This is a genomic window from Lysinibacillus sp. NPDC093692 (assembly GCF_050280125.1).
GTDB lineage: Bacteria > Bacillota > Bacilli > Bacillales_A > Planococcaceae > Lysinibacillus.
This window is the reverse complement of the sequence record NZ_JBNNUW010000024.1, coordinates 1-13,735: the sequence shown is the minus strand read 5'-3', so window position 1 is coordinate 13,735 and position 13,735 is coordinate 1. Positions and strand designations below refer to the sequence as shown.

The window sequence follows — 13,735 nt, the reverse complement described above, 5'->3', positions numbered from 1 at the left end:
GATCGGAATCAACATTCTTGCGTTTATTACTTTTAAACAATTGATTTGAAATTATTAAAAGTGTATTTGCTCATTGAGAGTTATTTATATAAATAGTCCAACGCTTGATAATCTTGCTGATAGCGTCCACCGTCCGCTACTTCAGCGTGATATAGAGCTTTTAAAGCATAATTTTTTTGTAAATCCATTTCGGCCATTAATTCTTTTAGGCGATCATGTAATTCACGGTTTTCTTTCACAAGTTGCTGCATTTGTGGTTTAAAATATTTCATTCTGTCTAACTCCTCATTTTATAACGTGCTTATAAGTATAACACTTTTAGCTTTTGAAAATGCACTCATATTCATAATTCTAGCTTTAAAAGATTATTCAGTCGCTGCCATGAAATATTGGCCTAAATTGCAATTTTACTTAGGTGTATCGTTCTCTTACGCAGTCCAACTTTTTCAAATCAGCCAGTAGGGGAGAGGGCTTCATTTGAAGTTAAGGTTATCCGATATTAAGAATGAAGAGCGCGTGCCATGACATCTAAATAATTCTGACTAGCTCGTCGACTTACTTCTGCATCTGGCACAAAGACTTCAAAGCAATGGAAGCTACCAGGGTAGAGTTGGAATTCAACATCTACTCCTGCTTGGGCAAGACGTGTCACGTAATCAATGGTTTCATCTCGAAATAAATCGAGTTGACCTATACATGTATAAGTTGAAGGTAATCCTGCTAAGTTATCTGCTCTTGAAGGGACCGCATACGGAGATAGCTCATGGGTGTCCTTTTCCTCACCTAAGTACATACCCCAAGCGGTCAAATTATTAGTTCTATTCCATGTTGCATGGTCCTCAGTAATCTCATAGCTGGAAGGTGTTTCATTTCGGTTATCAAGCATTGGATACAGTGGCATCTGGAATATAATTGAAGGTCCTCCTTTATCGCGAGCCAATAATGCTAGAGCTGCTGTTAGTCCTCCGCCACCACTTGCGCCTGCAATCGCCACCCGTTTGACATCGATGCCGAGGGATGGTGCCTCGGTTGTCATCCATACTAACCCTGCATAACAATCTTCTATAGCCGCCGGGTAGGGATGCTCAGGAGCAAGTCGATAATCAACCGAAACGACAACGCAATTAGCAGTTTGAACAAAGCGTTCACATAAAATATCATCCATATCAAGGTGTCCCATAACGAAACCACCGCCATGAATCCAAAGCATCGCTGGAAGTTGATTAATATTTCGTTCAACTGGTTCATAAATTTTAACCAACATCTCGTCTCCATCCCCCTGGGAATCATACGGTTTGATGTGTGGACAAGTTCTGACTTCTCCGAAGGTGGGGTGGACAAGAGACTTCGACTCCACTCTAAATCTTTCTCCAACCGAAAGCCTGGAAATTGGGAGTAAGCCTGTCTTAATTCTGGCAAGACTCGATTATTGATCGACATATAATTTCCTCCTGTTAAATAATGATATCTTAAAGAAATGGATGTCCTTCTAGTGCTATTTTCGCCTCCCATTTGGCAACTTCCTCACGTACACGAGGAGCAACTTTTGTTCCGAGCAATTCTATAGCTTGCATAACTTGATCATGTGGCATTGTACTTAATGGTACGTACAGCATAAAACGTGTAATCCCTACGTGTTTACGAAGATGGATGATTTTTTCAGCAACTGTATCTTCATCACCTACATATAACGCACCTTCGAAACTTCGTGCAGCATCATAGCTAGTGCGATCATAATATCGCCAACCCCGTTCTTTGCCCAATTTATTCATACCTGCCTTTGTTGATGGGAAAAACGTATCCGCTGCCCATTCAGTATTCGGGCCAACAAAACCTATCGAATGAGATCCCACCTGAAGTTTTGATAGATCATGCCCTGCTTGAGCAGCTGCCTTTTTATAGAGCTGTACGATAGGTGCAAACTGCATTGGATTGCCACCGATGATTGCTAGCATAAGTGGTAATCCTAAAAGTCCAGCACGGATGGCAGATTGTTGATTTCCTCCGCTACCAACCCATATTGGTAAGGAGTTTTGAACGGGTCTTGGATACACACCTAAATTATTGATTGCTGGTCGATGTCTACCTTCCCATACTACTTTTTCTGACTCGCGAATTTTGAGGAGTAAGTCCAAATGTTCCTCAAATAGTTCATCATAATCATTTAAATTGTAGCCAAACAAGGGGAAGGATTCGATAAAGGAACCACGACCTGCCATAATCTCAGCACGCCCATTCGATAGTCCATCTAATGTGGAAAAATCCTGAAAGACACGTACAGGATCAGCTGAAGATAGAACTGTTACCGCACTTGTAAGCCGAATCTTTTTTGTTTGTGGAGCTGCAGCAGATAGCACCATTGCTGGAGAGGATGCAGCATAATCTTCTCGATGGTGCTCGCCAACACCAAACACATCCAGCCCCACTTGATCTGCAAGAATGATTTCTTCAACCACTTCACGCAAACGTTGTGCATGACTAATCACTTCACCACTATGAACATCTGGTTTTGTTTCTACAAAAGAGGTAATTCCTATTTCCATTTGTTATCTCTCCTAGTCAAATCTAATATTTTGTAAACCGTTTAGTCGTAACCCAAAAAATTAGAGCAATTGCACTGATTAAAGCTCCGAGGAAACAAACCCCTTCCCAACCAAAGTGTGCATACATCTGTGTAGAAGCAAATGAGCCGCCAGCACTGCCGATGGAATAAAACATCATATATCCCGCGGTAAGTCGACTCCGTGCCTCTGTACGTAATGGAAGAATCATCGTCTGATTAGTGACATGTACTGCCTGTACGGCCAAATCAAGCAACACAATACCTACAATTAATGCCAATAACGACTGTTCTAGATAGTCGATAAACAACCATGAAATGAGTAATAGAATTAAAGCAATACCTGTCGTTCTTTGTCCGTAACCTCGATCGGCCAGTTTCCCAGCCTGTGCTGCAGCTAGTGCACCAGCCACTCCAACGAGACCAAATGCGCCAATTACACTATGTGAAAGAGCGAATGGTGGCGCACTAAGTGGCAGAACAAGTGAAGTCCACAAAATACTGAAATCAGCAAAAATTAGCATGGCTAAAACTGAGCGGATGCGTAATGTTCTTTCTTGCATAAACAGAGTGAAAACGGATTTAATTAGCTGATGATAGGGGAGTGATTTTACTTCACGCTCCACCTTTGGTAACACCTTCAGAAACATACAAACCATTACAAACATGAGGGCGGCAGAGACTAGATAGACGGAACGCCATCCTGTAAGGTCTGTTAATAGACCAGCAAAGGTTCGAGCGAGAAGAATGCCAATGACGATCCCGCTTGTAACAATACCAACAACACGTCCGCGTTTTGTAGGGGAGGCCATAGTTGCTGCAAACGCCACAAGTGTCTGCGTCACAACTGCAAGTAGACCAACTAAGGCCATACCTGTAAAAAGTACCACGCTAAAAGAAGCGGTACTAACTATAACCAAAGCCGTTGTGGATAATAGCATCTGTCCGATAATCAAGCGTCGCTGGTTTAGTAAATCTCCAAGAGGTACTAGAAATAATAAGCCCAACCCATAAAAGATCTGCGTGATGGTAATTACAACACCTATTGTCGAGTGATCAATATTAAATTCATTAGACAATTGATCAAGTAACGGCTGTGCGAAATAAATATTGGCGACAGACATTCCACAGGCTGTAGCGAATAATAAAGTTACAGTTCTAGACATAGAGGGTTGTAGAATCATCACAGAAGCATCCACTTCTGGCCTCAGATCATTGTCCATACCCTATCCTCCATTCAATATTGGATTTTAATTATAACATACCGTTCGGTACAATATAATTATTGGTAAATATATCTTAGTGCTGTTTATAATGTCAAGTGTTTATTTAAAATTATTTTACTCCGTATTTACCTAACACAATGAAAATTGACAATAAAAGCAGCTGATTATACAATATTTACATACTGTTTGGTATTTAAAAATTTAAAGTGACAAACTCACTAACTCTTAAACAATGGAGGTGGATTTTTTATGGCAAGAACCCGTGAATTTGATGAGGAAAAAGTTTTAGAGGCTGCCATGCAGTTATTTTGGGAGAAGGGCTATGAAGCTACTTCTTTAAGTGATCTCACTGCTAGAATGGGGATTCAACGTCCGAGTATATATTCAACGTTTGGTGATAAAAAAGAACTATTCGAAGCAGCACTTCGTAGATATACGACATCTCGTGCAGCTGATATACGAGCTAGACTTCAAGGTCATACCTCTGTAAAACAGACATTTGCTATTTTTTTTGAAGAAGTGATTGCTGCTGAATATACGAAAGATCTTAGTAACGGCTGTTTTTGCATCAATACAATGGTTGAACTAGCTCCTCATGATGAGAGATTTGAAATCTTAACGAGAGAACATCAACTTTATCTAGCAGTCATTTTTCAGGAGACAATTGAACGAGGAATCCAATCAGGTGAATTAGAGGAAGGCACGGATGCAAAGTCTATAGCACAGGCTCTAATTGTAGCGTTAATTGGATTAACGGTCATGATGAAATCTCAACCACAAAAATCATTTGTTGACAATGCAATCGCAACAACTCTCACATTACTTAAATAAATTTTGTAAACTATTACGAATAAAATTAAATGGTACATGTAGAGGCTGAGACAAAATAAATTTCTGAAATAGCCGTGAATATTCGAAAATATAAGACAAGGTGGCAAAGCCTTGTCTGCCTCTTTCAAAAATAATAAAAAAAGTGAAATCGACGACGTGATTTCACTTTTTTTATTCCTTCTCGAGACTAATTATGTCCCAGCCTCAATATAAAAAGCAGTAACGAAAAATTTGTTTCGGGCCCATTGAAACTAGAGGGATTAAATTTATGAAATTAACTCAAATAAATAAACAAACCTCCAAATCCATATATAGATTTGGAGGTTTAAAGCTTTATCCCACGTTACAAGCAATAAGAATGAAAACAACAAGCTAGATGGGAGATTAACTGCTCGTATAAGCCCAATTGGTGAAGACTAATCTCTGGGAATACAGAAGACCTCACTGATTAAAGTCTCGCTTTTTCGTGGCATTGTTTTCGCTGGGCGGTTAAAAATACTTCTTGTGCTGCCCGTACACCTGCGCCTGGCTCAAAGTCATATTCAAAGTCTCGAAGTGCTGCTTCCATTAAAGAAACGGCCTGTAAAATATCACTTGGGAAACAATAGCCCATATGACCGAATCTGAAAATTTTACCCTGCAAATGACCAAGTCCTCCAGCGAAATCTAAATGATATTGCTGCTTTAAATGTGACAAGAAGTCACCGAGAGTTATTCCTTTTGGTGCCATAATCGCTGTAATGGTCGGAGAAGCCTGCTCATCAGTAGTGAGAAGTTCAATATTAAGGGCGTTCATTGCATGACGAACCATGTTTTTCATAAGTTCATGGCGGTCAATTGTTTGTTCAATGCCTCCTTCTTCCTTTATAAGCTTACATACCTCATGAAGTCCATATATTAGTGTGACAGTAGGCGTATTCGGAGTCATTCCTTTTTCTGCCCAGCTACGATAGCTCAATAAGTTTAAATAATAGGATGGTGCTTTATTTTCTTCAATAACTTTCCAAGCTCTTTCGCTTACACTGACTAAAGAAAGTCCAGGAGGTAGCATCATGGCTTTTTGAGAGCCAGTAACAAGAATATCGATGCCCCAAGCATCCATTTCAGCAGGAGCTCCACCAAGGCAACTTACACCATCGACAATACATAATGCATCCGTTTCTTCACGAACAACTTGTGCTAATTCAGCAATTGGGTTTATGATCCCAGTCGAAGTTTCATTGTAAGTGATAAAAACAGCTTTAATCTCTTGTAACGGCTGCAAAAATTCTCGTAGCTCTTTCGCTGTGCAAGCTTGTCCCCATTCTTTTTCAAGCTTATGTACATGAAAACCGTATTTCTCACAAATCGAAACGAAATAGTCTCCGAACGCTCCAACAGTGATTACAACAACATTTTCACCAGCAGAAACAGTGTTAATCGCAGCAGCTTCTAAAGCGGCCGTACCACCTGATGGAAGGAGTAAAATATCCTGTTTTGTCCCGAAGACAGGTTTTACTAATTCAATTGTTTCACGGTAAAGCTCCACAAACTCATTGCTTCGATGACTAATAATATCACGATTCATCGCAAGCTGAACCTTTTTTGGGATAGGAGTAGGCCCAGGATGTCTTAAAATATTTTCGTACACTATCATAACCCCTTTGCACTAAAATTTGTAGATTCTAAATATTCTAATTATATTATAACATACTTTTTGATAGCTAACTTCTTTTTCAAAAATACAGTGGTAATTGATAAGGAAAATAGTTGAAGAATGTAAAAACATAATTGGTAAAATTGGTATAATGATTTTGGGAATTATTGCCTTTATGGAGTAAAAAAATTATAAGATAGGGGGATTTATGTTGCTAATTATTTTCTTTGTATTGATAGTTTTAAGCTTTTACCTCATGGACAAAAATTATCGGAAAAGTGTCTATTATAAACTGACAAAAAATAATTTCTTTGCAGTTAAATTCAATAAAGGGAGACATGGTGAGTACTTAACATCGAAAATTATTGAGAAGCATGCTTTACAGAGTCATAGGCAATTATTAAATGTATATGTTCCAAAGAGAAATTCAGATGAATTAACGGAAGTTGACCTTCTATTTATTGATCGAACGGGACTATATGTGATTGAGTCAAAAAACTATAGTGGTTGGATTTTTGGTAATGAAGCACAACAGCAATGGACACAAACGATGCCGAATAAGAAAAAATATAAATTTTTCAATCCGATCCGTCAAAATGCTACGCACATACGTGCAATTCAAGATTTCCTGGAGCTTCCGATAGAATCAATTCATTCAGTCATTGTGTTTAGTGAGCGCTGTACATTGAAAAAAGTGGCTGTAACTTCCCAAAATGTACATATTGTAAAACGAGAGAATTTAAGGCGTTTTATCCAAACACAAAAGCAAACTGCAAGACAGCTTTTCTCTCAAGACGATATTCAAGCAATTTACAATAAGCTTGTGCCTCAAATGCAAGTATCAGATGAAGTCAAAAAACAACATATTCAAATGATTCAGCAGAAGTATGGTGAAAAATAAGATGTTAAAAGGGAGACTGGGGACATGCCAATATACAATAAATTAGTACGTGATTTAATTCCACAAGTAATTGAGGCGAGAGGTAAAACATGTAACATAAGAATACTAGAGCAGAGTGAACATTTAGAAGAAATAAAAGTGAAAATGCAAGAAGAAGCATTAGAATTTCAAAAGGCAACCTCTCCAAAAGAAGCCATTGAGGAACTTGCAGATATTTTAGAACTAGTACATACAGCTATACAAATGTACGATGTTTCCTACAAACAATTAAAAGAAATACGGACTCAGAAGAAGAGGCAACGAGGAGGGTTTTCAAAAGGTATATATTTAATTGAAGTAAAGGATGAGGAGGGAAGCTAAAATTATAATGATATACATTTACATAGGATACTGAAGAACATTTACTATGATCGATTCTATAATTTTATTTATAGGGGTGATTGGAATGAAAAAAATAATTTTATCCATTTTGATTGTACCTCTTTTGAGTGGATGTAACGGTTTTCCAAACGGTACTGTTAGTCAGCCTGGAGGCAAAGTTATTGTGAATGGAGAACAATATACAATGATTTCTCAAGTAATTTCGAATAACTACAATGGTAGGATAGAGGAATCAAAAATTCAAAAGTTAAAACGTGAGATAAGGTCTTCCCTAAAAATCAGGAGATTCTATAGTAAAAATAAGTTCAAAACCTCTTATACCCTTTTAAAGGTGTAAAGAGGTTTTTGTACTTGCATATGTATTTATGCAACGAAAGGTTTATTCATTTTCATTAAGCCGTAAATATAATAGAATAGTCCGAATGTAATGAATGATAAAATGATATAAAGTATAGCTTTGCCAGTTTCACCAGTCCAACGATAGAAGAGACGATAAGTGAAATATAAAGTAAAGCCCAAAAGACCTAATGAAGCAATAATACCTATAAGCGGAATAAATGAAACAATTATTAATCCAACGTAAATAAGAGCATTCTTTTTCGCTGCACCACGGACAGTTGCGTTATCTTCACCCTTTGCAGTTAATAGGAAAAGGCTATAAACGTTAATAATTGGAATCCATGCAATATAAGCTAAATCGCTAAAACCATTTATTTTTGAAGCCTTATAATAAATGAGTGAACTAATAACATAGCTTACAATACTCAGCACAAGCCCAATTAATATAATAATGATAAATATACCTCCGAGAGCCGCATCAAAATCATCGTAATAATAAGAATCGTACACAAGATAACCTCCTTTCTAAAAAATACTTTTTTATGATAACAGTGCTAAAGTAATAAATCTACAGTTAAAAATATCCGGAACTTAATGGTAAAAACATATTTATATTATTTTCTTGGAATTATATTTGATAATAATGATGTGTTTTTGCTGCCGGATTATAAGACAAACCATGAATTAGTGATTGAACCAAAAAAGGAAGTAATGACAAAGGATGGCTTAGCCTTGTCGTTACTTCCTAGTTCGGTAGTAATGTTGCTGTCGCTACGTTGGCACTGCGCCTTCATACAAAAGACATTTGTTGCTGTCGCTACGTTGGAACTAGGCTTTAGCACAAAAGAATATCTGTTGTCCTAAAGCCTTCGGTGATGTTATTTTAAAAATGAATGTTGTTTTTATCCTTTATTTTACAGTAGAAGAGAGTACATGTTATATTGCATGTAGCACGTGTAAAATAATAGGCGGAAGGGGCGCATAGAAATTGAAAAAAGAAATTGGAATATTGATGTTGTTGAGTATTTTTACACTATCTGGATGCAGTTTAGATAAGTCAACAGCAAGTACAGTAAAGGCTTCTGGTGAACAGGAAACAACGCAGTCGGAGCAACAGAATGATGAAAAGTTGATTGAGACTTCAGATGATAAAAAAGTTAAACTTTACGCACTTAATGAAGAAAACAATGAAATAAAAAGCGTAGTTTTGGATATTGATGGTAAACGAAAAAACTTTGATTGGGAAATCCCTAATACAGGAACTAAACCCCAGCTTTTCTATACAGATCTTACAAATGATGATAAGGAAGAAGCCGTAGTTATAATCCAAACTGGACGAGGAACAGGATTAGATAACTATGATATTCATGTTATTAATGTTGAGGATTTATCAGAGTTTAAAGTACAAAGTTATGAAGACATTGTGGCTAATGAAATTAGATCAAAAGTTGTTAAAAATAATGATGGTACATTAACGATTACAGCTACAGCGCAAGGAAAAGAATCTAAATTTGATTATGATTTTGATCCAGCGCCAAATCTAGATCAAGATGAACTTGCTTTCGGCGGTGTAGTTGTTTATACATTGGAAAATCAAAAAATAAAATTAAATATGCCTGGGTCTGTAGGAGTATCTCCAGTATATGTAGGTGATTTCAACATCACATATAAATTCGATAGTGCCAAGAATGAATTCATTGTTGATCAAATTGAAATGATTCCTACAAAATAATAAAAAGAAAAACTAACAATAATATAATGTGTGTCCTTTGTAAAAGACAATACGCTTTAGGTAACTTAAAAAAGATGATGACTGTATCGTGCAGGCGTTATCTTTTTTTTATGAGCATTGAAGGAATTTCAATGGGGCAAAGACTAAATTGGGAAGGTTGTTGCCATTAGTACTTGAAGTATAGAAACCAAAGAAAGTACACAAATTGAAGTAATAATTTGATTACTTTAAGGAAGACCATAGAAAAGTCCAGATTTCGCGATCTAATTTCTATACAATTCCATTATTTCATGCTTTGTCACGTTTGATAATCCTATTATTTCAAGATATAGTTCTTATTACAGATGCATTAAGGAGGAATACATATGGCAGAAATTAAATACGAAATTATTGAAACGATTGCGGTGTTATCGGAGGGCAATAAAGGCTGGAAAAAAGAATTGAATTTAATTAGTTGGAATGATCGTGAACCGAAATACGATATTAGAGATTGGTCGGAGGATCATACAAAGATGGGAAAGGGTGTTACGTTATCAATGCCCGAACTGCAGCTTTTGAAAGAGTCGTTAGCTAAATTGTCAGAATAACAAAGGAATCTTTTCGTGTTTATTAGGCACAACGTAAGTCGGGATTCGTGCTCCTGAAGCGGCAAATGAGAATATAGCCTTTCCTGACTATCTGCGAGGAAAACATAAATCTTCTGAGGATTTTCCGTAGAATATATTTCAAAAAATTGGTAGACTATCAATAGCAACAATTCATAAAGCAGGTGGCGGCTGAACTCCCTTTTGAAAGGGGGTGAGGCGGATGACAGTATTTGAAGCATTCAGTTTGATTGTACAAAGTAGCATTTTGCTAATTGCAGTACTTACACTGATGCTTAGCATTATTGTCTCTCAAAATAAAAAGAAATAGCCACCCTGCCGGCTAAGTAAGGTGGCGATTGCTATAACTTTCACTTGGTCAGCCGCTATGGTTGCGGCGTGATTGTTGCTTTTGGCTGGATGTTAACGCATCCAGTCTTTTTTATTCTATAGTCAGTGTATCATATTTATTCTAAAAAGAACATTTTGTATAGTCTTAAATGAATTTGGCAATGTCATTTAACGCTAAACGAGATGAGCCGTAAGCTGGTGCTGCTGCTTTTCCGATGGCGATTAAGACGATTGGCACTAGATTATCTGTTAATTCGAAGTGTTTCGCAAAAGCCTCTTTATTGAAGCCACCCATTGGTACTGTATCATAGCCCATATCTTTTGCTAAAAGCATGATTTGCATAGAAATTAAGCCTGCATCAAATGTAGCAATATTTTTTAGAACCTCTTTAGGAAGGTTTGAATAAAGCTTTAATGAATTTTCAATCATCATATTCGATGTTGCTTCATCCATATAGCCAAGTTCGAAATTTTTTGTATAGACTTCTTCTACATTATTGTACATTTCAGTATCGCCTAATACCGCAATGATGGCAGAAGCAGTTTCAACTTGCTCCTGGTTATTAGCAATCAAACGTAGTTCTTTTTTTACTGCTTCATCTTGGATGACTAAAAAGCGCCAAGGTTGTAAATTGCTTGATGATGGAGCGGTTGTTGCCTCAACAAGCAAGTCCTCTAATTCAGATTGTGGAATTTTAAAATTTGCCTCATATTTACGAACAGATTTACGATCGTGCATTACTTTATTTAAATAACTTTTAGTTGTAGTCATGTTAAAAAATCTCCTTTAAATTTGATGAGATTTTTACTATACGATATCCTTTTTAATATTCCAAGTAAATTGCTCGAATTAGAGAGTTTTGACTTCTTTTAGCGGGTATCCAAACATCTGCTGAAATAGTGGAACTCAGTCTAAGAACGCCACGCCCTGTGGCAACGGCTGAGTGACCAACATCGTGTTGGCCTAAAGCCTCCGGCGGATGTCACGGAATCGGAAAGGAGTTCACTTAGGATGTTAGCCTAAAATCATCGCATCCATGCGATAACGGCTAACTGACCTGCATCGGTAAAAATGCCACGTCCTGTGGCATTACCGAAATGACCGACATCGTGTCGGCCCTCGTGTAGGCCTAAGCACAAAGCCGATTCCGGACATTGATTAATTACTTAAATTTAAATGCTTCGAAGTGAATGCTTAGATCTTTATTGCAGGTTTTCAATTGCTTTGCAAAACGTTTAAGCATCTTTTGGGGGCCACACATAAAAATACTCGTATGCGCGGGCACTGAAATATTTTCAAAAGAAAGCCTGTCCATTTGGGCAGTATCAATAAAATTCACGCTAAATTGTTGATTTGTTTGTGCATACTCCTGTAAAAATTCCTTATAGATTGCGTTGTCTTCGCCATGATAAGTGTAAAATAACTCGATATTACGATCGACGGGCTGTGATTGCAAATAAGATAAAAATGGAGTAATGCCTATGCCACCTGCTATCCAAACTTGTTGTTGTGAGGCATTTTCAAAATTAAAATGACCATATGGACCATCAAGTGTGACTGGTGTGTTCAGTTGCACGGAATCATATACTTTTTTTGTGAAATCACCAAGTACCTTCATAGAGATAAATACTTTTTTTTCATCGCCACCTGAAATAGAAAATGGATGAGGCGCCTTTTCTATGCCATCTTGCAAAATCTTGATAAAAATAAATTGTCCATGTCGATACGGTAATGTTTTATCAAGTGTGAGTTCCAGCTCAATAACATTTGGCCCCAATTTTTTGATCCCCGTAATGTTGCCATTATATTTAAAAAACATATCCTGATACATCGTCAACATATATAATGCTGACATAAATCCAATAGTAGCCGTTATTACGGTGAAAATTCCTAAAGGTGTAGGCTGTAATAAATCGTATCTGCTTGAAAAATAAGCATGATAAATTCCAAATGTATAAGGGATAAGCAATAACCGATGAAAGATCCGCCAATGTTCATATTTTAGAAATTTAGCTAAAAGTGCAATTAAAATAAGCGCAATGAAGCCATATTGGCCAAGTGACCCTAGTTCTTTCGCAAATTCACTGAATGAAGTTCTTTCTACTTTATCGAAGCGGGGGACTAGATCTTGTAATTGCCCATGGATAATCACCAATACTAGTGAAAATATTGCTAAATATTTATGATAAAAATAAACATTCTCTAGCCCATAGAACCAACGCTCAAAAATTTTTATTCTTGTTGCTAAAAAGAAGACAAGAAAGAAGCCTGTAATGGCCATGCCTCCAATGATATGACTAAGCCTGTTAATAGCATGGATAGGTTCTATAGGTGTAGCAAAATACCACAGGTAAGCACTACTACTCATTATTAGTATAATAAACAAAATTCCTTTGATAGATTTCATATATAACCTCCAATACTCATTTTTATCTCTAATCATCTTATATATACAATAAGAACGTGAAATGTTTCTGATTTTTATGAGAGTTTTTTACGAGTAAATATAAAAAAGGGGGATTATTTGTTCGGAATATATGTTCCCTTTTGGGCTGGGGTGTGATAAATTAAGAAAGGTAAAAATATAGAGACATAAGGAGTGGAAGTAAATATGCAAGGGAATACACATATTATCGGAGGCATCACGGCAAGCCTTGCTTTTGCACAAATTTCTAATGATAATCCTCTTGTTTTAGTAGGAGCAGGAGTTATCGGTGCATTACTTCCAGATATTTGCCATGGCGGCAGTAAAATTGGGAGGAAGCTTCCCATTATTTCAAAGATTGTCAATACTATGTTTGGACATCGTTCCTTTACACATAGTTTGCTTTTTTTATTTCTAGTTGGAATGCTACTACATACATTTATACCTTACAAATCCATTTCACTAGGTATTTTATTAGGGATGGCCAGTCATATACTTCTTGATATGGGGACGAAGAAGGGTGTTAAACTGTTCTTCCCAGTTTCCATTTCAGTGCGTCTACCCATTACTACAAAAACGGGTAGTAAAGCTGAAAAGGTAGTGTTTATGTTGTTAACAATACTTTCAGTCTTTTTTAGCTATGAAATTATGATTAAGCTAATACAGACAGTATAAAAAGGTTCTAAGTCAAATGTTGGGGTGCTGTACTCTTTCAGCACCTTAACCCAGATGAACTCCAATTTCTTTATACTTTAAATTTAATAAGAT

General features: G+C 36.8%; 16 protein-coding genes and 1 pseudogene. 9 read left to right on the top strand and 8 right to left on the bottom strand.

Annotated features, from left to right (window positions below):
• Positions 1-80 precede the first annotated feature (80 nt).
• From ACQKN4_RS20605 to ACQKN4_RS20590, 4 genes and pseudogenes are all read right to left on the bottom strand, one after another.
• Positions 81-272, bottom strand: a complete 192-nt coding sequence (locus ACQKN4_RS20605) for a hypothetical protein (protein WP_053482024.1) — start codon at positions 270-272, stop codon at positions 81-83.
• 227 nt (positions 273-499) lie between these two features.
• Positions 500-1,440: pseudogene (locus ACQKN4_RS20600) on the bottom strand (alpha/beta hydrolase).
• Between the two features lie 29 nt (positions 1,441-1,469).
• Positions 1,470-2,543 carry an LLM class flavin-dependent oxidoreductase gene (locus ACQKN4_RS20595; protein ID WP_427484688.1) on the bottom strand — a complete coding sequence of 358 codons (1,074 nt, stop codon included), beginning with the start codon at positions 2,541-2,543 and terminating at the stop codon, positions 1,470-1,472.
• Positions 2,544-2,565: 22 nt separating this feature from the next.
• Positions 2,566-3,783 carry an MFS transporter gene (locus ACQKN4_RS20590; RefSeq protein WP_427484687.1) on the bottom strand — a complete coding sequence of 406 codons (1,218 nt, stop codon included), beginning with the start codon at positions 3,781-3,783 and terminating at the stop codon, positions 2,566-2,568.
• Positions 3,784-4,035: 252 nt separating this feature from the next.
• Here ACQKN4_RS20590 and ACQKN4_RS20585 point away from each other — a divergent pair, with 252 nt between their 5' ends.
• Positions 4,036-4,617, top strand: coding sequence for a TetR/AcrR family transcriptional regulator (locus ACQKN4_RS20585; RefSeq protein ID WP_079560049.1), 582 nt, complete (start codon positions 4,036-4,038; stop codon positions 4,615-4,617).
• A 448-nt stretch (positions 4,618-5,065) separates the two neighbouring features.
• On the opposite strand, the gene ACQKN4_RS20580 is transcribed toward ACQKN4_RS20585, so the two are convergent.
• Positions 5,066-6,247, bottom strand: coding sequence for a pyridoxal-phosphate-dependent aminotransferase family protein (locus ACQKN4_RS20580; protein ID WP_079560050.1), 1,182 nt, complete (start codon positions 6,245-6,247; stop codon positions 5,066-5,068).
• 214 nt (positions 6,248-6,461) lie between these two features.
• On the opposite strand from ACQKN4_RS20580, the gene ACQKN4_RS20575 reads away from it, so the two are divergent.
• The 3 genes from ACQKN4_RS20575 to ACQKN4_RS20565 all read left to right on the top strand — a co-directional run bounded on the left by ACQKN4_RS20575 (position 6,462) and on the right by ACQKN4_RS20565 (position 7,872).
• Positions 6,462-7,154: an NERD domain-containing protein gene (locus tag ACQKN4_RS20575; RefSeq protein WP_427484686.1), complete on the top strand. Its 693-nt coding sequence runs from the start codon at positions 6,462-6,464 to the stop codon at positions 7,152-7,154.
• A gap of 24 nt (positions 7,155-7,178) precedes the next feature.
• A complete protein-coding gene (locus ACQKN4_RS20570) occupies positions 7,179-7,514 on the top strand; it encodes a nucleoside triphosphate pyrophosphohydrolase (RefSeq protein ID WP_427484685.1) in 336 nt (111 codons plus the stop codon).
• 85 nt (positions 7,515-7,599) lie between these two features.
• Positions 7,600-7,872, top strand: coding sequence for a lipoprotein (locus ACQKN4_RS20565; RefSeq protein WP_427484684.1), 273 nt, complete (start codon positions 7,600-7,602; stop codon positions 7,870-7,872).
• A gap of 26 nt (positions 7,873-7,898) precedes the next feature.
• Here ACQKN4_RS20565 and ACQKN4_RS20560 read toward each other — a convergent pair whose 3' ends face one another.
• On the bottom strand, positions 7,899-8,384 hold the full coding sequence (locus ACQKN4_RS20560) for a hypothetical protein (protein ID WP_427484683.1): 486 nt from the start codon (positions 8,382-8,384) through the stop codon (positions 7,899-7,901).
• An 84-nt stretch (positions 8,385-8,468) separates the two neighbouring features.
• Between ACQKN4_RS20560 and ACQKN4_RS20555 the strand changes: the two genes are divergently transcribed.
• The 4 genes from ACQKN4_RS20555 (at position 8,469) to ACQKN4_RS20540 (ending at position 10,521) form a co-directional block, all read left to right on the top strand.
• Entirely contained in the window at positions 8,469-8,738 is a 270-nt protein-coding gene (locus ACQKN4_RS20555; protein ID WP_427484682.1) for a hypothetical protein, read from the top strand.
• Positions 8,739-8,862: 124 nt separating this feature from the next.
• Complete coding sequence (locus ACQKN4_RS20550; protein WP_427484681.1) at positions 8,863-9,606, top strand: hypothetical protein; 744 nt, start codon at positions 8,863-8,865, stop codon at positions 9,604-9,606.
• Positions 9,607-9,971: 365 nt separating this feature from the next.
• Positions 9,972-10,193, top strand: coding sequence for a YdbC family protein (locus tag ACQKN4_RS20545; protein WP_079560055.1), 222 nt, complete (start codon positions 9,972-9,974; stop codon positions 10,191-10,193).
• Positions 10,194-10,413: 220 nt separating this feature from the next.
• On the top strand, positions 10,414-10,521 hold the full coding sequence (locus ACQKN4_RS20540) for a putative holin-like toxin (RefSeq protein WP_427484680.1): 108 nt from the start codon (positions 10,414-10,416) through the stop codon (positions 10,519-10,521).
• A gap of 165 nt (positions 10,522-10,686) precedes the next feature.
• Here ACQKN4_RS20540 and ACQKN4_RS20535 read toward each other — a convergent pair whose 3' ends face one another.
• The gene (locus ACQKN4_RS20535; protein WP_427484679.1) at positions 10,687-11,313 is read right to left on the bottom strand and encodes a nitroreductase family protein; all 627 of its coding nucleotides are present in this window, start codon (positions 11,311-11,313) and stop codon (positions 10,687-10,689) included.
• A gap of 391 nt (positions 11,314-11,704) precedes the next feature.
• Positions 11,705-12,949, bottom strand: coding sequence for a ferredoxin reductase family protein (locus ACQKN4_RS20530; RefSeq protein ID WP_079560057.1), 1,245 nt, complete (start codon positions 12,947-12,949; stop codon positions 11,705-11,707).
• A gap of 204 nt (positions 12,950-13,153) precedes the next feature.
• Here ACQKN4_RS20530 and ACQKN4_RS20525 point away from each other — a divergent pair, with 204 nt between their 5' ends.
• The gene (locus ACQKN4_RS20525) at positions 13,154-13,642 is read left to right on the top strand and encodes a metal-dependent hydrolase (protein ID WP_079560058.1); all 489 of its coding nucleotides are present in this window, start codon (positions 13,154-13,156) and stop codon (positions 13,640-13,642) included.
• Positions 13,643-13,735: the final 93 nt, after the last annotated feature.

What these genes read in the sequence shown, in the direction of transcription:
- ACQKN4_RS20595 (WP_427484688.1), bottom strand. Translation starts at nt 2,543, where the DNA reads ATGGAAATAGGAATTACCTCTTTTGTAGAAACAAAACCAGATGTTCAT.
- ACQKN4_RS20555 (WP_427484682.1), top strand. Translation starts at nt 8,469, where the DNA reads ATGGTAAAAACATATTTATATTATTTTCTTGGAATTATATTTGATAAT.
- ACQKN4_RS20565 (WP_427484684.1), top strand. Translation starts at nt 7,600, where the DNA reads ATGAAAAAAATAATTTTATCCATTTTGATTGTACCTCTTTTGAGTGGA.
- ACQKN4_RS20570 (WP_427484685.1), top strand. Translation starts at nt 7,179, where the DNA reads ATGCCAATATACAATAAATTAGTACGTGATTTAATTCCACAAGTAATT.
- ACQKN4_RS20605 (WP_053482024.1), bottom strand. Translation starts at nt 272, where the DNA reads ATGAAATATTTTAAACCACAAATGCAGCAACTTGTGAAAGAAAACCGT.
- ACQKN4_RS20525 (WP_079560058.1), top strand. Translation starts at nt 13,154, where the DNA reads ATGCAAGGGAATACACATATTATCGGAGGCATCACGGCAAGCCTTGCT.
- ACQKN4_RS20540 (WP_427484680.1), top strand. Translation starts at nt 10,414, where the DNA reads ATGACAGTATTTGAAGCATTCAGTTTGATTGTACAAAGTAGCATTTTG.
- ACQKN4_RS20590 (WP_427484687.1), bottom strand. Translation starts at nt 3,783, where the DNA reads ATGGACAATGATCTGAGGCCAGAAGTGGATGCTTCTGTGATGATTCTA.
- ACQKN4_RS20530 (WP_079560057.1), bottom strand. Translation starts at nt 12,949, where the DNA reads ATGAAATCTATCAAAGGAATTTTGTTTATTATACTAATAATGAGTAGT.
- ACQKN4_RS20545 (WP_079560055.1), top strand. Translation starts at nt 9,972, where the DNA reads ATGGCAGAAATTAAATACGAAATTATTGAAACGATTGCGGTGTTATCG.
- ACQKN4_RS20535 (WP_427484679.1), bottom strand. Translation starts at nt 11,313, where the DNA reads ATGACTACAACTAAAAGTTATTTAAATAAAGTAATGCACGATCGTAAA.
- ACQKN4_RS20575 (WP_427484686.1), top strand. Translation starts at nt 6,462, where the DNA reads ATGTTGCTAATTATTTTCTTTGTATTGATAGTTTTAAGCTTTTACCTC.
- ACQKN4_RS20585 (WP_079560049.1), top strand. Translation starts at nt 4,036, where the DNA reads ATGGCAAGAACCCGTGAATTTGATGAGGAAAAAGTTTTAGAGGCTGCC.